This is a genomic window from Salmonella sp. SJTUF15581 (genome assembly GCF_043356775.1).
GTDB lineage: Bacteria > Pseudomonadota > Gammaproteobacteria > Enterobacterales > Enterobacteriaceae > Salmonella > Salmonella enterica.
On sequence record NZ_JBEUJY010000004.1, the window covers coordinates 143,756 to 163,372 of the forward strand.

General features: G+C 49.4%; 21 protein-coding genes, 1 tRNA gene and 1 pseudogene. 14 read left to right on the forward strand and 9 right to left on the reverse strand.

The genetic code is table 11. The annotated features are described in order from the left end of the window. Positions 1-40: 40 nt before the first annotated feature. Together ABVN36_RS09775 and ABVN36_RS09780 are read left to right on the forward strand one after the other, a co-directional pair. Positions 41-1,510 (forward strand): C69 family dipeptidase, encoded by a 1,470-nt coding sequence (locus tag ABVN36_RS09775; protein WP_023138525.1) that lies wholly within the window; start codon positions 41-43, stop codon positions 1,508-1,510. 108 nt (positions 1,511-1,618) lie between these two features. Then, positions 1,619-1,729, forward strand: coding sequence for a hypothetical protein (locus ABVN36_RS09780; RefSeq protein ID WP_000174815.1), 111 nt, complete (start codon positions 1,619-1,621; stop codon positions 1,727-1,729). Here ABVN36_RS09780 and ABVN36_RS09785 read toward each other — a convergent pair whose 3' ends face one another. Beyond that, a complete protein-coding gene (locus ABVN36_RS09785) occupies positions 1,730-1,900 on the reverse strand; it encodes a YlcI/YnfO family protein (RefSeq protein ID WP_001111006.1) in 171 nt (56 codons plus the stop codon). A gap of 332 nt (positions 1,901-2,232) precedes the next feature. Between ABVN36_RS09785 and sopB the strand changes: the two genes are divergently transcribed. Continuing rightward, positions 2,233-3,918: an SPI-1 type III secretion system effector inositol phosphate phosphatase SopB gene (gene sopB / locus ABVN36_RS09790; RefSeq protein ID WP_023138526.1), complete on the forward strand. Its 1,686-nt coding sequence runs from the start codon at positions 2,233-2,235 to the stop codon at positions 3,916-3,918. A gap of 16 nt (positions 3,919-3,934) precedes the next feature. Then, positions 3,935-4,276: a type III secretion system chaperone SigE gene (gene sigE / locus ABVN36_RS09795; protein WP_000444723.1), complete on the forward strand. Its 342-nt coding sequence runs from the start codon at positions 3,935-3,937 to the stop codon at positions 4,274-4,276. A 9-nt stretch (positions 4,277-4,285) separates the two neighbouring features. Here sigE and ABVN36_RS09800 read toward each other — a convergent pair. Further along, a pseudogene (locus ABVN36_RS09800) lies at positions 4,286-4,607 on the reverse strand (hypothetical protein). Positions 4,608-5,257: 650 nt separating this feature from the next. Between ABVN36_RS09800 and pipB the strand changes: the two are divergent. Both pipB and pipA read left to right on the forward strand, forming a co-directional pair. Further along, positions 5,258-6,133: an SPI-2 type III secretion system effector PipB gene (gene pipB, locus ABVN36_RS09805; RefSeq protein WP_023138527.1), complete on the forward strand. Its 876-nt coding sequence runs from the start codon at positions 5,258-5,260 to the stop codon at positions 6,131-6,133. 221 nt (positions 6,134-6,354) lie between these two features. After that, positions 6,355-7,035: a type III secretion system effector protease PipA gene (gene pipA / locus ABVN36_RS09810; protein WP_001727541.1), complete on the forward strand. Its 681-nt coding sequence runs from the start codon at positions 6,355-6,357 to the stop codon at positions 7,033-7,035. Between the two features lie 135 nt (positions 7,036-7,170). On the opposite strand, the gene ABVN36_RS09815 is transcribed toward pipA, so the two are convergent. Beyond that, positions 7,171-7,258, reverse strand: a tRNA-Ser gene (locus tag ABVN36_RS09815). Between the two features lie 394 nt (positions 7,259-7,652). On the opposite strand from ABVN36_RS09815, the gene yccA reads away from it, so the two are divergent. Continuing rightward, positions 7,653-8,312, forward strand: a complete 660-nt coding sequence (gene yccA, locus ABVN36_RS09820) for an FtsH protease modulator YccA (protein WP_023138529.1) — start codon at positions 7,653-7,655, stop codon at positions 8,310-8,312. 86 nt (positions 8,313-8,398) lie between these two features. After that, entirely contained in the window at positions 8,399-8,728 is a 330-nt protein-coding gene (tusE, locus tag ABVN36_RS09825; RefSeq protein ID WP_000904446.1) for a sulfurtransferase TusE, read from the forward strand. Here tusE and yccX read toward each other — a convergent pair. From yccX to ABVN36_RS09840, 3 genes are read right to left on the reverse strand one after another with little or no spacing between them, the layout of a single operon-like run. Continuing rightward, positions 8,725-9,006 (reverse strand): acylphosphatase, encoded by a 282-nt coding sequence (yccX, locus tag ABVN36_RS09830; protein WP_000072884.1) that lies wholly within the window; start codon positions 9,004-9,006, stop codon positions 8,725-8,727. The two genes, tusE and yccX, sit on opposite strands and share 4 nt — an antisense overlap. Before the next feature lie 48 nt (positions 9,007-9,054). Next, entirely contained in the window at positions 9,055-9,834 is a 780-nt protein-coding gene (locus ABVN36_RS09835) for a helix-turn-helix transcriptional regulator (protein ID WP_000548082.1), read from the reverse strand. A gap of 25 nt (positions 9,835-9,859) precedes the next feature. Further along, positions 9,860-10,408 carry a YbhB/YbcL family Raf kinase inhibitor-like protein gene (locus tag ABVN36_RS09840; RefSeq protein ID WP_000859417.1) on the reverse strand — a complete coding sequence of 183 codons (549 nt, stop codon included), beginning with the start codon at positions 10,406-10,408 and terminating at the stop codon, positions 9,860-9,862. A gap of 214 nt (positions 10,409-10,622) precedes the next feature. Between ABVN36_RS09840 and rlmI the strand changes: the two genes are divergently transcribed. Both rlmI and hspQ read left to right on the forward strand, forming a co-directional pair. Further along, a complete protein-coding gene (rlmI, locus tag ABVN36_RS09845) occupies positions 10,623-11,834 on the forward strand; it encodes a 23S rRNA (cytosine(1962)-C(5))-methyltransferase RlmI (protein ID WP_000140480.1) in 1,212 nt (403 codons plus the stop codon). A 57-nt stretch (positions 11,835-11,891) separates the two neighbouring features. Next, entirely contained in the window at positions 11,892-12,209 is a 318-nt protein-coding gene (gene hspQ / locus ABVN36_RS09850; protein WP_000561983.1) for a heat shock protein HspQ, read from the forward strand. A gap of 44 nt (positions 12,210-12,253) precedes the next feature. On the opposite strand, the gene ABVN36_RS09855 is transcribed toward hspQ, so the two are convergent. After that, positions 12,254-12,667 (reverse strand): CoA-binding protein, encoded by a 414-nt coding sequence (locus ABVN36_RS09855; RefSeq protein WP_001537782.1) that lies wholly within the window; start codon positions 12,665-12,667, stop codon positions 12,254-12,256. A 173-nt stretch (positions 12,668-12,840) separates the two neighbouring features. Here ABVN36_RS09855 and ABVN36_RS09860 point away from each other — a divergent pair, with 173 nt between their 5' ends. After that, positions 12,841-13,503, forward strand: coding sequence for a DUF2057 family protein (locus tag ABVN36_RS09860; protein WP_000847733.1), 663 nt, complete (start codon positions 12,841-12,843; stop codon positions 13,501-13,503). Between the two features lie 94 nt (positions 13,504-13,597). Next, positions 13,598-14,056, forward strand: a complete 459-nt coding sequence (gene mgsA / locus ABVN36_RS09865) for a methylglyoxal synthase (RefSeq protein WP_000424187.1) — start codon at positions 13,598-13,600, stop codon at positions 14,054-14,056. Between the two features lie 35 nt (positions 14,057-14,091). Here the strand turns inward: mgsA and helD are convergent, their stop codons facing one another. Continuing rightward, positions 14,092-16,146, reverse strand: a complete 2,055-nt coding sequence (gene helD, locus ABVN36_RS09870) for a DNA helicase IV (RefSeq protein WP_023138530.1) — start codon at positions 16,144-16,146, stop codon at positions 14,092-14,094. 123 nt (positions 16,147-16,269) lie between these two features. Here helD and ABVN36_RS09875 point away from each other — a divergent pair, with 123 nt between their 5' ends. Further along, a complete protein-coding gene (locus ABVN36_RS09875; RefSeq protein WP_001261222.1) occupies positions 16,270-16,716 on the forward strand; it encodes a YccF domain-containing protein in 447 nt (148 codons plus the stop codon). Positions 16,717-16,734: 18 nt separating this feature from the next. Further along, on the forward strand, positions 16,735-18,888 hold the full coding sequence (gene yccS / locus ABVN36_RS09880; RefSeq protein WP_023138531.1) for a YccS family putative transporter: 2,154 nt from the start codon (positions 16,735-16,737) through the stop codon (positions 18,886-18,888). Here yccS and ABVN36_RS09885 read toward each other — a convergent pair. After that, positions 18,875-19,480 (reverse strand): TfoX/Sxy family DNA transformation protein, encoded by a 606-nt coding sequence (locus ABVN36_RS09885; protein ID WP_001202375.1) that lies wholly within the window; start codon positions 19,478-19,480, stop codon positions 18,875-18,877. The two genes, yccS and ABVN36_RS09885, sit on opposite strands and share 14 nt — an antisense overlap. Between the last annotated feature and the right edge of the window lie 137 nt (positions 19,481-19,617).

Genomic DNA, 19,617 nt, shown 5'->3' on the forward strand with positions numbered 1-19,617 from the left:
GTCAATTCATCCCATAACGCGTTATTCAGTGGGAACCTTTATGAAAAAGTATCTTGCATTCGCCGTTACGCTGCTGGGTATGGGTAAAGTCATCGCCTGTACTACCCTTTTGGTAGGCAATCAGGCTTCGGCTGACGGCTCCTTCATTATCGCGCGCAACGAGGATGGCTCGGCAAATAACGCCAAGCATAAGGTTATTCATCCCGTCGCGTTTCATCAACAAGGCGAGTATAAAGCACATCGGAACAATTTTAGCTGGCCGCTTCCGGAGACAGCGATGCGCTATACGGCAATTCATGACTTTGATACTAACGATAACGCCATGGGTGAAGCCGGTTTCAATTCGGCGGGCGTCGGAATGAGCGCAACGGAAACCATTTACAACGGCAGAGCGGCGCTGGCTGCCGATCCTTACGTGACAAAAACGGGAATCACGGAAGACGCCATTGAGTCCGTGATCCTGCCAGTGGCGCAATCGGCGCGTCAGGGCGCCAAATTACTGGGCGACATTATTGAACAAAAAGGCGCGGGCGAAGGTTTCGGCGTCGCGTTTATTGATAGCAAAGAGATATGGTATCTGGAGACGGGAAGCGGTCATCAATGGCTGGCAGTACGACTTCCGGCAGATAGCTATTTCGTTTCCGCCAATCAGGGACGTTTACGCCATTACGATCCGAATGATAACGCGAATTATATGGCGTCACCAACGTTAGTAAGCTTTGCGAAAAAGCAGGGATTATATGATCCGGCCCGCGGCGAATTCGACTTCCATCAAGCCTATTCGCAGGATAACAAAAACGATATCACCTATAATTATCCGCGCGTCTGGACGCTACAACATCAGTTTAATCCGCATCTGGATACGGTCGTTAGCGAAGGGAAAACATTTCCTGTTTTTTTAACGCCAATAACGAAGATCAGCGTGGCGGCAGTAAAAAACGCGTTACGCAATCACTATCAGGGAACGTCGCACGACCCTTATGCCAGTCATAATCCACAAGAACCATGGCGACCTATATCCGTTTTTCGTACCCAGGAGTCGCATATTTTACAGGTCAGACCGAAATTACCGCAGGCTATCGGCAACGTAGAATACATCGCCTATGGAATGCCATCTCTTAGCGTCTATCTCCCCTATTATCAGGGGATGCGTCATTATCAACCCGGAGATGATAAAGGAACCGATCGGGCGAGCAACGACTCTACCTACTGGACATTCCGCACGCTGCAAACGCTGGTTATGCAGGACTACAATGCGTTTGCGCCAGATGTGCAACACGCCTGGAAAACATTTGAACAGCAAACAGCTAAGCAGCAGTATAAGATGGAGCAGAGCTATCTGAGATTATATGCGTCGCATCCGAAAGAAGCGCAACGCTTACTGCAAAATTTTGAAGATAAAACGATGCAAAATGCGCAAACGCTCGCCCATCGCCTGACCAATAATATTATTACGACAATGACTTACCGCACAGATATGAAATATCAATTTTCAAGTACGCAACCATAAATTCAATGACAATCTATTAGCCACTCATACACAATAAGATAAAGCGGCACCAGAATTAGCCAGATATAAAAGACAATAATTATTATGGATTCATAGAGAGGATAGTTTATGACACTCCAGGCAAATATCAGCAGAGAGACAAAAGCGGCAAAAACCCAGGAGGTATATAAGCACGTTGTTCTTTTCAAAATGGCCGCCTCCTCTCGCATAAAACGATAACTACAACTTATGTCCCGTGTTACATAACTTTTCCCGACAGGCCTCTTTTACCCATGCTGAAAAATTCCGCGTCTTTTCAGATTTCAACGCGAATTCTATCTGTTCAAGCATGGAATAGGAAAAACGAATATTCTTCGTCACGGTCTTACTTGTCCGGGGCTTTGCTGGCATACACACACCTGTATAACATTTGATGTAACGCCGTTACTTTACGCAGGAGTAAATCGGTGAATTTGATCTGAGTCAAGAAGGTGGGTTTTCAATAAAAGTTGTGCCCTAAATTGTGAAGTTTGTAGATTTTATGAACATTTGATGTACCGATCTCCCCCCATGATCGCCACTACGTATGGACGTCAGGATGCCTCCCCGCCTGATCAGAAGCGTTTCCTCCTTAAAAAGGACATTTTTTTAAAGTTCCTGGTGCATAAAAGTCACATCCTTTTAAAGGGTTGTTAACCCTGTTGAATGTTCCCACTCCCCTATTCAGGAATATTAAAAACGCTATGCAAATACAGAGCTTCTATCACTCAGCTTCACTAAAAACCCAGGAGGCTTTTAAAAGCCTACAAAAAACCTTATACAATGGAATGCAGATTCTCTCAGGCCAGGGCAAAGCGCCGGCTAAAGCATCCGACGCTCGCCCGGAAATTATTGTCCTGCGAGAACCTGGCGCGACATGGGGGAATTATCTACAGCATCAGAAGACGTCTAACCACTCTCTGCATGACCTCTATAACTTACAGCGCGATCTTCTTACCGTCGCGGCAACCGTTCTGGGTAAACAAGACCCGGTTCTAACGTCAATGGCAAACCAAATGGAGTTAGCCAAAGTTAAAGCGGACCGGCCAGCAACAAAACAAGAAGAAGCTGCGGCAAAAGCATTGAAGAAAAATCTTATCGAACTTATTGCAGCACGCACTCAGCAGCAAAATGGCCTACCTGCAAAAGAAGCTCATCGCTTTGCGGCAGTAGCGTTTAGAGACGCTCAGGTCAAGCAGCTTAATAACCAGCCCTGGCAAACCATAAAAAATACACTCACGCATAACGGGCATCACTATACCAACACGCAGCTCCCTGCCGCAGAGATGAAAATCGGCGCAAAAGATATCTTTCCCAGTGCTTATCAGGGAAAGGGCGTATGCAGTTGGGATACCAGGAATATTCATCACGCCAATAATTTGTGGATGTCCACGGTGAGTGTGCATGAGGACGGTAAAGATAAAACGCTTTTTTGCGGGATACGTCATGGCGTGCTTTCCCCCTATCATGAAAAAGATCCGCTTCTGCGTCAGGTCGGCGCTGAAAACAAAGCCAAAGAAGTATTAACTGCGGCACTTTTTAGTAAACCTGAGTTGCTTAACAGAGCCTTAGCGGGCGAAGCGGTAAGCCTGAAACTGGTATCCGTCGGGTTACTCACCGCGTCGAATATTTTCGGCAAAGAGGGAACGATGGTCGAGGATCAAATGCGCGCATGGCAATCGTTGACCCAGCCGGGAAAAATGATTCATTTAAAAATCCGCAATAAAGATGGCGATCTACAGACGGTAAAAATAAAACCGGACGTCGCCGCATTTAATATGGGTGTTAATGAGCTGACGCTCAAGCTCGGCTTTGGCCTTAAGGCATCTGATAGATATAATGCCGAAGCGCTACATCAGTTATTAGGCAATGATTTACGCCCTGAAGCCAGACCAGGTGGCTGGGTTGGCGAATGGCTGGCGCAATACCCGGATAATTATGAGGTCGTCAATACATTAGCACGCCAGATTAAGGATATCTGGAAAAATAACCAACATCATAAAGATGGCGGCGAACCCTATAAACTCGCACAACGCCTTGCCATGTTAGCCCATGAAATTGACGCGGTGCCCGCCTGGAATTGTAAAAGCGGCAAAGATCGTACAGGGATGATGGATTCAGAAATCAAGCGAGAGATCATTTCTTTCCATCAGACCCATATGTTAAATGCGCCTGGCAGCCTTCCGGATAGCGGTGGACAGAAAATTTTCCAAAAAGTATTACTGAATAGTGGCAACCTGGAGATTCAGAAACAAAATACGGGCGGGGCGGGAAACAAAGTACTGAAAAATTTATCGCCAGAGGTGCTCAATCTTTCCTATCAAAAACGAATTGGGGATGAAAATATTTGGCAGTCAGTAAAAGGCATTTCTTCATTAATCACATCTTGAGTCTTGAGGTAACTATATGGAAAGTCTATTAAATCGTTTATATGCCGCGTTAGGCCTGGATGCGCCAGAAGATGAGCCACTGCTCATCATTGATGATGGGATACAGGTTTATTTTAATGAATCCGATCATACACTGGAAATGTGCTGTCCCTTTATGCCATTGCCTGACGACACTCTGACTTTGCAGCATTTTTTACGTCTTAACTACGCCAGCGCCGTCACTATCGGCGCTGACGCAGACAATACTGCTTTAGTGGCGCTTTATCGCTTGCCGCAAACCAGTACCGAAGAAGAGGCGCTCACTGGTTTTGAATTATTCATTTCTAACGTGAAGCAATTGAAAGAGCGTTATGCATAATTTAATACATCAACATGCTTTCTTAATGAGATAAAGCGCGATACGTATGCCCTTTACAAGAGACAAGACCAGAATCTTTGGTGGAAATGTAAGGGGCAAACGTTCCTCTCTCTCATTTCGCTCTGTTTGCGGGAGCATTTTTAGTGTGTAAGTATTCCTGATCATCAGGTTTTTACGCCATCTACGCGCATTTATTCTGCTATAAGTTGAAATACTGCAAAAAAATATTAGTGCTTATTATTTTTTCTTTAAGTAAATTTTCGCTCAACAAACTTAATTGTTTATTCAATGATGATGAAGCGTGAGTTATGCTGGAAATGAAGGAAGCCAATAGCAAGGATAATCTGATTATTCACGGGTGATATTATGAGACATCGTATATTTTTACCATTGCTTCTGGTGTTATCGGCTACAGCCTTTTCGGCATCGGCGATGGCTGCCAGTGATTCCCCCCCACCACCAGATAATACAAAACACGCCTCCGGTGGCTGGCCGTCAGGCCCCGCATCATGGGTTCACCCACCCTGGTGTGATAACTGGCCACAAGATATAGAGATACCAGATTTTTGGTGTGATGTATGTGGTTGTTAATTTTTTACAGAAAACTATAACAACCATATCAGAACTGAGGGTATATCTGGTCGTGTATGTTTCATCAGTTCCTGGTGAACTGAATATGACTTCAGGCTGGCGTGTTTTATTAACGTCAGCCTGATTTTTTACAACATCATATGACTGGCTCACAGGCGCAGCCAGCGCGTTCTATACCTAAGCTGGTGATTGTAACGACCCCGACAGTACTTCTGCTTCACCGTTATGGCAGATATCATCGCCTCTTGTCAGATGCCAGACACCTACTCATACTCAACCAAAGCTCTAAATACAAAAATCACCTTATATCTTTTTTTATTATTCCTTGTATAAATGTGACTTGACTCACACCTATAAGGAATCGACTCACTTCCATAAGAAGGAATCAAAATGCCAATAACTAACGCGTCCCCAGAAAATATATTAAGATATTTGCATGCGGCCGGTACCGGTACGAAAGAAGCGATGAAAAGTGCAACTTCACCACGCGGTGTACTTGAATGGCTTGTCAATTTTTTTACCTGTGGTGGAGTAAGAAGAAGCAATGAAAGATGCTTTCGGGAGGTAATTGGAAAACTGACCACATCATTATTATATGTAAATAAAGATGCTTTCTTCGATGGTAATAAAATATTTCTGGAGGATGTCAACGGGTGTACTATATGTCTGTCATGTGGAGCAGCATCCGAAAATACGGATCCCATGGTCATTATTGAAGTGAAAAAAAATGGAAAAACTGTAATGGATAAAGTTGATAGCGAGAGATTTTGGAATGTATGTCGAATGTTAAAGCTGATGAGTAAACATAATATACAACAGCCTGATTCACTTATAACCGAGGATGGTTTTCTGAACCTGCGCGGAGTAAACCTGGCTTATAAAGATTTCCAGGGGGAAGATTTGTCAGAAATAGATGCTTCTGATGCAGATTTCCGTGAAACAAATCTTTCTAATGTAAATTTAGTTGGTGCAAATTTGTGTTGTGCAAATCTACACGCTGTGAATCTAATGGGTTCAAACATGACTAAAGCAAACCTGACTCACGCAGACCTGACTTGCGCTAACATGTCCGGTGTAAACTTAACCGCTGCAATTCTATTCGGCTCAGACTTAACTGACACCAAACTAAATGGTGCAAAATTAGATAAGATAGCTCTAACTTTAGCGAAAGCATTAACAGGAGCCGATCTGACAGGTAGTCAACATACCCCTACTCCACTCCCGGATTACAATGATAGAACTCTTTTCCCCCATCCGATATTTTAGTCGAGATAAAGGGATTTTATAAACAAGAAGTATTCAAACAGAGGCCCCCTTGTTTTATTAAATAAACCCCGCCCCTAAGTTTCATTATAAATAACATTTTCAGCGTATTACTTGTTGGCTTTGTCTGAATCATAGCGTTATCTGTATGTGGCACATTAACTAAAAACACTATTATTGTTTAATTTAAATAATTCATAATTGTAGTCAGGAAATAAGAAGTTATGCTTCCGGTCACCTACAGATTAATACCTCAAAGCGGAGTATCCACATATGGATTAAATACCGCAGATACACCTGTTTTCCCCGATATTCCCGAACATGCACCAAACCCCTCACGGCTACGCCTTGCTCATGACAGCCTTGCCATAAACAGTGAATTCCGTCTGGAGCCAGAGTGTGTGGTGGAGTACCTTATCTCAGGCGCGGGTGGAATAGACCCTGATACAGAAATTGATGACGACACTTATGACGAATGCTACGATGAACTATCCTCCGTACTTCAAAATGCGTATACCCAAAGCGAAACATTCCGCAGACTGATGAATTACGCATATGAAAAAGAACTACATGATGTGGAGCAGCGCTGGCTACTGGGGGCAGGCGAAGCCTTTGAAACTACCGTGGCTCAGGAACACTTCAAACTTTCAGAAGGCAGGAAAGTTATTTGTCTCAATCTGGACGATTCTGATGATTCATATACCGAACATTATGAAAGTAACGAAGGAAGACAACTTTTTGACACAAAACGTTCATTTATTCATGAAGTTGTACATGCACTGACCCATCTTCAGGATAAAGAAGAAAATCATCCAAGAGGCCCTGTTGTCGAATATACCAACATTATTCTGAAAGAGATGGGGCATCCTTCACCTCCCAGAATGGCCTACATCTTCAATAAATAGACACATCGGGAAACGAAAAGAAACTAAAAACCCGCGTAGTCCGTTTTTTCGGGAAATGTTCTGGCAGTATTTTCTAACTATATTCTAAGCGCCAAAAAACAAAGGGGTTACCTTTTGGTAACCCCTTGTTTAATCTGGCGGAAGCGCAGAGATTCGAACTCTGGAACCCTTTCGGGTCGCCGGTTTTCAAGACCGGTGCCTTCAACCGCTCGGCCACACTTCCGGAATGAGGCGCACTATAAACATCCCGGTGCGTCATGTAAAGACCGAATGTGTTCGTTTGCGTGAAAAACAGGCAAATTTTCGTTAATTGCCTGAAATAGCGGCACATTGACCATTTCTTCAACACAAAAACGGGCTTAATACGTGTTGATCGTCCCCACTGTTTTACCGCTGTGATTATCAATTTTTTATCGGTAACGCGTGGTTGGCGCTGCCGCCTGTTTTATGGCGTAGCGCCAGGCATGAAAAGACCGTTTTAACGACGGTAATCACCTGAAATCTCTTAAGGAAACTAAACGTAAACGAATGCGTAAAGATGGGTAAAACCACTGGGTGACAGTGACTGTTTTTATTATTCTCCTTTATTAATTACATCTGTCATAAGAGAGTGACTAATGGATCGTATCATTACATCATCGCGTGATCATAGCTCGCTACTGAGTACGCACAAAGTACTGCGCAACACCTATTTTCTGTTGAGCCTGACGCTGGCTTTCTCCGCAATTACTGCGACAGCCAGTACGGTACTGATGCTGCCCTCCCCCGGCCTGATTCTGACGCTGGTCGGTATGTATGGGCTGATGTTCCTGACCTATAAAACCGCCAATAAGCCGGTCGGTATCCTGTCTGCTTTTGCGTTTACCGGCTTCCTCGGCTATATCCTGGGCCCGATTCTTAACGCCTATCTGTCAGCAGGCATGGGCGATGTCATTGGCCTGGCGCTGGGTGGGACCGCGTTAGTATTTTTCTGCTGCTCCGCTTACGTTCTGACCACCCGTAAGGATATGTCTTTCCTGGGCGGTATGTTAATGGCCGGGATCGTCGTCGTGCTGATTGGTATGGTGGCGAATATTTTCCTGCAACTGCCTGCATTGCACCTGGCGATTAGCGCGGTGTTTATCCTGATTTCCTCGGGCGCTATCCTGTATGAAACCAGTAACATCATTCACGGCGGTGAAACCAACTATATTCGTGCGACCGTCAGTCTGTACGTTTCGCTGTACAACATCTTTGTCAGCCTGCTCAGCATTCTGGGCTTCGCCAGCCGCGACTAATCGACATTCCCCTCTTCCAGCCCTGCTTATGCAGGGCTTTATTTTTTGCTACACTGCCGTCCGTGTTGATTACGCAGTGAAACGTTATGTTGATCTTTGAAGGTAAAGAAATCAGTACTGATAGCGAAGGCTATCTGAAAGAGACGACGCAGTGGAGTGAAGCGCTGGCAGTCGCTATCGCCGCCAATGAAGGCATTGAGCTCTCTGCGGAACACTGGGAAGTCGTGCGCTTCGTGCGCGAATTTTACCTGGAGTTTAATACCTCTCCCGCCATCCGAATGCTGGTAAAAGCGATGGCGAATAAGTTCGGCGAAGAAAAAGGCAACAGCCGCTATCTGTATCGTCTGTTCCCGAAAGGCCCGGCAAAGCAAGCGACCAAAATCGCCGGTCTGCCCAAACCGGTAAAGTGTATTTAATACCGAATACTGAAGCCTGTTAGCGTCTCGCGAGGGCTGTGCGGTTCAGTGAGGATTTTGTCCACACGAGCAGAGCGCGGCCCGCCCTCTTTCAGCCACTTGATGAGTTTTTCCACCTGCGCCGCGTCGCCACAGGCCACTACTTCTACGCTTCCGTCATCCATATTCTTCGCATAGCCGGTTAACCCCAGCCGCTGCGCCTCATGCTGCGTGGTATAGCGAAACCCGACTCCCTGAACTCGACCATAAACCCAGGCGATAATGCAGACGTTCGACATGATGGTTCTCCTTTCATAATCAGTGGTGGAGGCTCATACAGGACATACTTAACGTACCTGACTGGGCAGACACCCATAATGTTGGCGGAATCTGGCCGTAAATCTCGACCCCGACAGGTAACCGCACCGTAGCGCTATTTCGCCGATCGGCAGCGTCGTCGATTGCAGTTGAGAAAGCGCGCAGGACATGCGCACCTCTTCAACAATTTGTCGATAACTCTGCGATTCGCGCTGCAAACGCCGACGCAGCGTCGATGTTCCCATAGCAAGACGGCGGGCTATCTCCTGGGCTGTCCATAGCTTAGCAGGCGAGAGCATAATCAGTTGCCGCACCTGCTCCGTGAGGGTGTAACGCCGTTCAATAAGCAGCGGTCCTGCCGCGCCATCATGCAAAAGCGCTAACAGTAACCCCATCGCCTGATGTTCCTGTAGCCCAACGGGTAAACCCTGGCGCACAGCATCCAACACGTTCTCCCACATAAATGTCAGGCTACGGCTCATCGGGGTACACAGCGATGTCAGGTTTGCCGGTGGATAATCCTGAACGTACATCGTTTTAAAGCGAGCAATAATCTCCGGTGAAAGTAACAACAGGTCGGAGCGAAAACCGTTCTGCGCAGGCTGATTAATAATCTCCAGCGGCGTGTTCGCCGGAATAATAATCAACTCGCCCGGCCCGGCGACAAGGCGGCTATCATCCTGAATGATGACTTTACTGCCCTGCGTAATATGGCAGATAGCGGCGGAAAAAAGCGTAACACGATGCAAACGGTGCAGATGACTGGAACGCACCTCTGCCGTCGTAAGATCCTGATGTCGAATATGCATCTCCTGCACCGTGCCGTCCTCTATTTTATCTTCCGTATGTAGCCGTGAATTGTGCTTTCGCAATCACATGCGCGTTAAGCATAAACCCTACCAACGCGCCACTCGACTCACTGTCGAGCGGCAGTGTTGCCGTATTCAGCGCCCACACAGTAAACTGATAGCGATGAGGCTTATCGCCCGGCGGCGGACAGGCGCCGCCAAAGCCAGCATAACCGAAATCATTCCGTCCCTGCACCACTCCAGCGGGTAACGTTTTTTTATCAGCCCCCGTCGGCAGGTCGTGAATCTGCGCAGGAATATTCACCATCGTCCAGTGCCACCAGCCGCTTCCGGTGGGCGCATCAGGATCGAAGACGGTAATAGCGTAGCTTTTGGTTCCGGCAGGCGGATTGCGCCAGCTCAGCTGCGGCGAAATATTTTCTCCGCTACAACCAAATCCTTTAAAGACATGCTGTTGCGTTAAACGAAAATCCGCCGGAATATCCGCGCTACTGAGGCTAAACGCCGACGCGGCAGATACGCCGCCACTCAATGCCATCATTGCGGCTGCGGTCAAAGAGAAGACTGTTTTCATTGTATTTCCTTCTTCATATAAAGAAATAACACTATAAAAAGCGTCCGCTGAAGAAACTGTGCCTTTACGATTCTATTTTGTGCAGAAACGCTCACCGCCATACGCTGGTGATTGCCTCTCTCATCTGTGCTACCCTACGCGCCATTTCGTTTTCACGGTCCCTGGCTGGAGCTATTATCCGGCTCGCGTCACTGTTTGTGAGAGGTTACTCCGCATGACTGAATCTACATTTCCGCAATATCCCCGTTTAGTCCTCAGCAAAGGGCGAGAAAAATCTTTACTCCGCCGCCACCCATGGGTCTTTTCCGGCGCCGTCTCCCGCCTGGAAGGCAAAGCCAACCTCGGTGAAACTATCGATATCGTCGACCATCAGGGAAAGTGGTTAGCACGCGGCGCCTGGTCGCCAGCATCTCAGATCCGCGCGCGCGTCTGGACATTTGATAAAGCAGAATCCATTGATATTGCGTTTTTCACCCGCCGCCTGCGCCAGGCGCAGCAGTGGCGCGACTGGCTGGCGAAAAAAGACGGCCTGGATAGCTATCGTCTGATCGCCGGTGAGTCCGATGGCCTGCCTGGCGTCACTATCGATCGTTTTGGTCATTTTTTGGTGCTGCAACTGCTCAGCGCCGGGGCTGAATATCAACGCGCCGCATTAATTAGCGCTCTGCAAACATGCTATCCGGATTGCGCTATTTACGATCGCAGCGACGTCGCCGTGCGGAAAAAAGAAGGGATGGCGCTGACGCAAGGTCCGGTCACTGGCGAACTGCCGCCTGCGCTTCTGCCAATTGAAGAACACGGTATGAAATTACTGGTCGATATCCAGGGCGGCCACAAAACCGGTTATTATCTTGATCAGCGCGACAGTCGTCTGGCGACGCGCCGCTACGTGGAAAATCAGCGGGTACTGAACTGCTTCTCTTATACCGGCGGTTTTGCCGTGTCGGCGTTAATGGGCGGTTGTCGCCAGGTTGTCAGCGTGGATACCTCACAGGATGCGCTGGATATCGCCAGGCAAAACGTTGAACTGAACCAACTGGACTTGAGCAAAGCCGAATTCGTGCGCGATGACGTGTTTAAGTTGCTGCGCGCTTACCGTGAACACGGCGAAAAATTCGACGTCATCATCATGGACCCGCCCAAATTCGTCGAAAATAAAAGCCAGTTAATGGGGGCCTGCCGGGGCTATAAAGACATTAACATGTTAGCGATTCAACTGCTCAATCCGGGCGGCATACTGCTGACATTCTCTTGCTCCGGACTGATGACCAGCGATTTATTTCAGAAAATCATTGCCGATGCCGCAATAGATGCCGGTCGTGATGTACAATTTATAGAGCAGTTCCGTCAGGCCGCCGATCACCCGGTGATCGCCACCTACCCGGAAGGGCTGTATCTGAAAGGGTTTGCCTGTCGCGTCATGTAACTTGAAAAGTGGAATAGTATCCTCATATAAAGGGTATCTATTTCCCGGGAGGTGACTATGATAGCCAGCAAATTCGGTATCGGCCAACAGGTCCGCCATTCCCTGTTAGGTTACCTCGGAGTGGTCGTCGATATCGACCCGGAATATTCGCTTGATGAGCCGTCGCCTGATGAACTGGCGGTTAACGACGAACTTCGCGCCGCTCCGTGGTACCACGTGGTAATGGAAGATGATGATGGTCAGCCAGTGCATACTTATCTGGCCGAGGCCCAGTTGCGAAGCGAAATGCGGGACGAGCATCCAGAACAGCCATCGATGGATGAACTGGCGCGTACCATTCGCAAGCAGCTTCAGGCGCCGCGACTACGTAACTGATTGTATTTAAAAGGCCGGAGAGCGATATCCGGCCATTTAAACTTTTATTTCGCCAGCCCCAGGCGAGGGATCTCAATCGCCGGGCAGCGATCCATCACCACGGTCATGCCTGCATCCCGCGCCAGTACCGCCGCCTGTTCGTTGATCACGCCAAGCTGTAGCCACAGCGTTTTTGCGCCGATGGCGATAGCTTCCTGCGCGACGCCCCATGCAGCTTCAGAGTTGCGAAAAACATCCACCATATCGACTTTTTCGGGAATGTCCGCCAGCGTGGCATACCCCTGTTGCCCCAGCAATGTCTTACCCGCGACTTTTGGCGCAACCGGAATCACATGGTAGCCCTGTTCAAGCAGGTATTTCATTACCCGATAGCTTGGACGATCGGGTTTATCGCTCGCACCTACCAACGCGATAGTGCGAGTGGACGTCAAAACATCAGCAATATCGGTCTCTTTCATCATCTTTCTCCTGGCTGTTTTGCAAAGTGTACGACAAACCTGACATAGCAACCATTCATCCCATACCGATGTATGAGAGCAAAACGCCAAAATATGTCTATATGTTAGTAAACATGATCTAAGAAAAATTTCGATACATTATTAGCCAGACGGCCTTTGGACAGGAGAACCTTATGAAAACCGGCGCGCTAACCACCTTCCTTGCTCTCTGTTTGCCGGTGACTGTTTTTGCCACAACGCTCCGTTTGTCTAATGAGGTTGATCTGCTGGTGCTGGACGGCAAAAAGGTATCCAGCTCTTTATTACGCGGTGCAGAGAGCATTGAACTGGAAAACGGGCCGCATCAGCTTGTTTTCCGGGTGGAAAAAACCATCCGCCTGCCCGGTAATGAAGAGCGGCTTTATATTTCTCCGCCGCTGGTGATAAGTTTCGATACCCAACTGATAAGTCAGGTCAATTTCCAGCTCCCGCGGCTGGAAAACGAGCGCGAAGCCTCGCATTTTAACGCGGCGCCGCGTCTGGCGCTTTTGGACGGCGACGCCATGCCCATTCCGGTAAAACTCGATATTCTGGCCATTACTTCTACGGCTAAAGTGGTCGATTATGAAATAGAGACCGAGCGTTATAATAAATCGGCGAAACGCGCCTCGCTTCCTCAGTTCGCCACGATGATGGCAGACGACAGCACATTACTTTCCGACGTCTCAGAGCTTGATACCGTACCGCCGCAATCACAAACTCTGACAGAACAGCGGCTGAAATATTGGTTCCGACTGGCCGACCCGCAGACACGCAATCATTTTCTGCAATGGGCGGAAAAACAGCCGCCCTCTTAATATGAGTTGTCCCAGCGCGCAATTTTTTTGTCTTTCTCTTGCAGCATCAAGCGCTTCCAGTAATCTGTAGACAGGTTAACTACGGAATCGAATTATGGAACTGACGACTCGCACCTTGCCGACGCGCAAACATATCGCGTTGGTTGCTCACGACCACTGCAAACAGATGTTAATGAACTGGGTGGAACGCCATCAGCCGTTGCTGGAAAAACACGTTCTTTATGCAACCGGCACCACGGGGAATCTGATCCAGCGCGCAACCGGTATGGACGTTAATGCGATGCTGAGCGGCCCGATGGGCGGCGACCAGCAGGTTGGCGCGCTCATTTCAGAAGGGAAAATCGACGTGTTGATTTTCTTCTGGGACCCGCTTAACGCGGTACCGCACGACCCCGATGTCAAAGCGCTACTGCGTCTGGCCACCGTATGGAATATCCCTGTCGCCACTAACGTCTCAACGGCGGACTTTATCATCCAGTCCCCGCATTTTAATGACGCTGTAGATATTCTTATTCCGGATTATGCGCGTTATCTGGCCGAGCGCCTGAAATAACCGCTACGCGGGCGGGATGCTGTACCGCCCGCGCTTTAGGGCTTCCTCGCCACCGGCACATCCAGCTGTTTAAGCGCCTCCACAAAGCGCGAGGGATTATCTTTATTAAAAAGCAGCCAGACCCGCGCACGCGCGCGCGTCAACGCCACATATAACAAACGCCGCTCTTCAGCGTCCGGAAAATCCTCAACCTGAGGAAGAAGCGCACTTTCCATAATGGATTCTCGCGTCGGGGCGGGGAAACCGTCGTTACCCTCCTGCAATCCAACAAGAATCACGTAATCGGCCTGTTGGCCTTTGCTGGCATGGATAGTCATGAAGTCTATCTGTAACTTCGGCCAGCGAGTCGCCGCTTTTTGTAGACTCGCGGGTTTCAGATGATGATAGCGCGCCAGCACCAGGATACGTTCATCTTCCTTCGCATAGCCGGATAATTTATCCAGTAACGCGTCCAACTGGCTTTCATCCAATAACGTCACCGCTTTTTTATCGCCTGGGGTCAGACTATTTAACGGTTTTTTAAGCTGGTGCGGATTCTGCTGTACAAAGCGATTGGCAATATCGCCAATCCGACTGTTAAAACGGTACGTGGTGTCCAGGTGGCAATGCTCGCCCTCGCCGAACGTCTGATGAAACGCCGTCGTTAAGGAGAGCTGCGCCCCGCTAAAACGGTAAATCGCCTGCCAGTCATCGCCCACGGCAAACAGCGTAGTCTGGCTATTCTGCTTGCGTAGCGCCTCTAACAGCGCCGCCCGTTGCGGGGAAATATCCTGAAATTCATCGACCAGAATATGCTTCCACGGGCTGATAAAACGCCCTTTTTCGAGGATCACTATTGCCTGATGGATCAGCCCGGAGAAATCAACGGCATTTTCCGCTTTCAACGCGCTTTTCCAGGCCTTTAGCAGCGGCGCCATCAGCTTAATGCGTTTGCCAAACAGCTCGCGGCACTCCTCTGGCGCGCCAGCGATCATTTCTGCCTGCGCGCCGCCGTGCATACGCATCAAACTGACCCAACGATCCAGGCGAGGGGCCAGACGCCGCTGCAATGTCTCATCGTCCCAGAAATTACCTTCCGGCACCGCCCACTGCATCTCCTCTTCCAGCCACTGACGCCAGCCTTTGGCCTGCGCTTTTTTCTCGCTACACTGCTGACGCCAGGTGTGCAGAAATAGCTGATGCCGCGCGGTGGCGTCACTTTCCAGCTTACTGACAACCGGCGCTTTTTTACTGCCTTGCTGAATAATATACAGCGCCAGCGAATGGAACGTACGAGCAGTAATCTCTTCCGTATGTAAGCGCTCGCGGATACGCTCATCCATCTCCTCTGCCGCCTTGCGACCAAACGCCAGTAAAAGAATTTGCCCCGCATCTGCTTGTCCGCGCGCCAACAGCCAACCCGCGCGCGCCACCAGCACCGAGGTCTTACCGCTTCCCGCGCCCGCCAGTACCAGTAACGATGATTCGCCGTTAACCACCGCCCTGGCCTGGGAAGGATTAAGCGGAGAAGATTCTATCTGCGTAAAAAAGTCGGCATGCGCTTCCAGCATGGCATCAGCATACGCCTGATTATGCTGCTGCCGACTTCCCTCGCTATCCTGTAACCAGGCCAGACACTTACGCCATATCTCGCGACAGTGAGCAAACTCCTCCAGACGTGAGACCGGCAGCGGCAAGGCGGCAAACGTCTGGCGAATTTCGTGTTCCAGCCCCCGAACGCGTTCACGGGTAAGCCATTGGTTTTCGCCCGTTCGCTCACTAATACGCGCCCATTGCTCTTGTAATGCCTGCGCGGCGACATCACTCATCTCCTGGCTCCAGCGACGCCAGTGCGCGTCCAGATAGCGATGGAATTGCTGGGTTTCCGACCACTCGGTACCGTGCAAACGCACGACTTTATCCTCCGGCAGGACAAACTCCAGCTCGCCCCATACCAGCCCACGCTTACAGTGAATCGCCAATAACTGATTGAATGGAATAAGATATTCATGCCTGTCGCCAGACACTTTCACCCCAGCGTTGAGGATCTCGGCACGATCATACGGGTGTTGCGCCAGACGTTTTCCAAGAGAAGTTGCTTTCAGTTCCATGACTCAGCGAATCCAGACGTAAAGATGTGCTTATCAGTGTAACCGCCAGAGAAAACGTGCTCCAGTCTAAAAAAACGTTACAATTGCCCGCAGTGATAGAAAACCGGAATGAACTGAGGGTTTATGCGTACCGTTCTGAATATTTTAAACTTTGTACTGGGCGGCTTTGCCACTACGCTGGCCTGGCTGCTGGCGACGCTTGTCAGTATTGTGCTTATTTTTACCCTGCCGTTGACCCGCTCCTGCTGGGAGATAACCAAACTGTCCCTGTTCCCTTACGGTAATGAAGCCATTCACGTTGACGAACTTAATCCGGCGGCGAAAAGCGTATTAATGAATACTGGCGGTACCTTGCTGAATATTTTCTGGTTACTTTTTTTCGGCTGGTGGCTATGCCTGATGCACATTGCCTCCGGTATCGCTCAGTGTGTCACTATCATCGGGATACCTGTCGGTATTGCGAACTTTAAAATTGCCGCGATTGCGCTTTGGCCTGTCGGTCGCCGCGTCGTCTCTGTAGAAACCGCTCGCGCCGCGCGAGAAGCTAACGCGCGCCGCCGTTTTGAATGATCGGGACAAATAGCCTTTATGTTAAGTTCGTTGATTCGTCGTTATACCTGGAACAGTACCTGGCTGTATTACATCCGCATTTTTATCGCTCTGTGCGGCACCACCGCCCTGCCCTGGTGGCTGGGCGACGTCAAACTGACCATCCCGCTCACGCTCGGTATGGTTGCCGCGGCGCTAACCGATCTCGACGATCGCCTTGCCGGACGCTTGCGTAATTTAATCATTACCTTAATTTGCTTTTTTATCGCGTCGGCTTCTGTGGAGCTGCTCTTTCCCTGGCCGTGGCTATTTGCGTTGGGCTTAACGTTATCCACCAGCGGGTTTATTCTGTTGGGAGGACTGGGGCAACGCTATGCCACCATCGCGTTCGGCGCGTTACTCATTGCCATCTATACGATGCTGGGTACCTCTTTATACGATCACTGGTATCAGCAACCACTGCTCCTGCTGGCAGGCGCAGTATGGTATAACCTACTGACGCTAACCGGGCATCTGCTATTTCCGATCCGTCCGTTGCAGGATAATCTGGCACGCAGTTACGAACAGTTAGCGCACTATCTGGAACTGAAATCACGTCTGTTTGATCCTGATATTGAAGATGAAAGCCAGGCGCCGCTCTATGATTTAGCGTTAGCGAACGGGCAGTTAATGGCGACGCTGAACCAAACGAAAGTGTCGTTATTGAGTCGCCTGCGCGGCGATCGCGGTCAACGCGGTACGCGCCGCACCCTCCATTACTATTTTGTGGCGCAGGATATTCATGAACGCGCCAGTTCTTCGCATATTCAATACCAGACGCTGCGCGATTATTTTCGCCATAGCGACGTCATGTTCCGCTTTCAGCGTCTGATGTCGATGCAGGCGCAGGCCTGTACGCAGCTGGCGCGCTGTATCTTACTGCGTACGCCGTACCAGCATGATCCGCGTTTTGAACGCGTCTTTACCCACATTGACGCCGCGCTTGAACGTATGCGCGCCAGCGGCGCTTCTTTAGAGCTGTTAAATACGCTTGGGTTCTTATTAACCAACCTACGCGCTATTGATGCACAACTGGCGACGATCGAGTCGGAGCAGGCCCAGGCAATGCCGCGCAATGAGTCAGAAAACCAGTTGGCTGATGATAGCCTGCACGGGTTTAGCGACATCTGGCTGCGTCTGAGCCGTAATTTTACCCCGGAGTCCGCTCTCTTTCGCCATGCAGTACGCATGTCACTGGTATTGTGCATCGGTTATGCTCTCATCCAAATTACCGGGATGCGCCACGGGTACTGGATATTGCTCACCAGCCTGTTCGTTTGCCAGCCTAACTATAACGCGACCCGCCATCGCCTTGCGCTCAGGATTATCGGTACGTTGGTAGGCGTTGCGATCGGCCTGCCGATTTTATGGTTTGTCCCTTCGCTTGAAGGACAGTTAGTTCTGCTGGTGATTACCGGCGTGCTTTTCTTCGCATTCCGTAATGTGCAGTATGCCCATGCGACGATGTTCATCACCCTGCTGGTATTACTCTGCTTTAACCTCCTGGGCGAAGGCTTTGAGGTAGCGTTACCGCGCGTCGTCGACACGTTAATTGGCTGCGCTATCGCCTGGGCTGCGGTCAGCTTTATTTGGCCGGACTGGCGCTTTCGCAACCTTCCCCGGGTACTCCAGCGCGCCACCGATGCTAATTGCCGCTACCTTGATGCGATCCTTGAGCAATATCACCAGGGACGGGATAACCGCCTGGCCTATCGCATTGCCAGACGCGACGCGCACAACCGCGATGCAGAACTGGCATCCGTGGTTTCTAATATGTCGAGCGAACCCGACGTCACGGCTGAAACCCGGGAGGCGGCGTTCAGGCTGCTTTGCCTCAATCACACTTTTACCAGCTATATCTCCGCCCTCGGCGCGCACCGCGAAAAGCTCAGTAATCCGGACGTGTTGGGGCTTCTGGATGACGCGGTCTGCTACGTTGATGATGCGCTTCATCATCAACCTGAAGACGAACAGCGCGTACACCAGGCGCTGGAGGGTTTAAAGCAGCGAGTTCAGTCACTGGAAACACGTCCGGACAGCAAAGAACCTCTGGTTGTTCAACAAATTGGTTTGCTCATTGCCTTACTGCCCGAGATTGGACGCTTGCAACGGCAAATTTCACCGCCGACTTCTACATTAATTACCCAGCCGTAAGCGAGTGAGCCCAGTCGGCAAGCTCCTGGCGACGACTCGCCGGGAGCGCCGCTTCATGTACGCCGACAATTGCGCCTTCCAGGGCATACAAAACTTTCACCGTCAGCAAGGGATTGCTTTGTCGCAACCTTAGCCAGCACATTTTCGCGCCCAGTATGCGTAACATATTTTCGTCCTTTATCCCTGACTCATTGAGCAATGTTTCCAGATGGAAGGTCATATTGGGGAGATCTTTGAGTCTGTGCTGTAAAATACGGCTGTGTTTTTCCTTCATTGCCGCGTCAAGAGAATACTTCGATAAACGCACCAGCTGCTGCTGATCGCGCCACAGGCTTTCATCCACCCGGTAATAGTTGAGCATAACGGGACGTCCACATTTCATAAACATGAGCCAGGCGGGAGGATGCTTCACACAGTAGGGGACGCTTTCTTCACAGGCGCGGAGATAAAGCTCGCCATTAGCCACCATCGCAAAGACGGTATCCTCCACGGTCAGACTATAGCTACCGAATAAAGATCGATACTGGATCGTCCCCAAAGAGGCCAAATATTCTTGCGATTTATAGATCCTGTCATAAGAGAGTGCTCTCATAAAATTCCTTTTAAATCATAAAGTAAAAGAATGATTTGCAGTAACGGATCCGTTAATGACGAAAATAGGCAACTTATACTCCGCGAGCAAGATGATTTTTATTTTTGACGCCACTAAGAATAAAAATTGCGAGACAG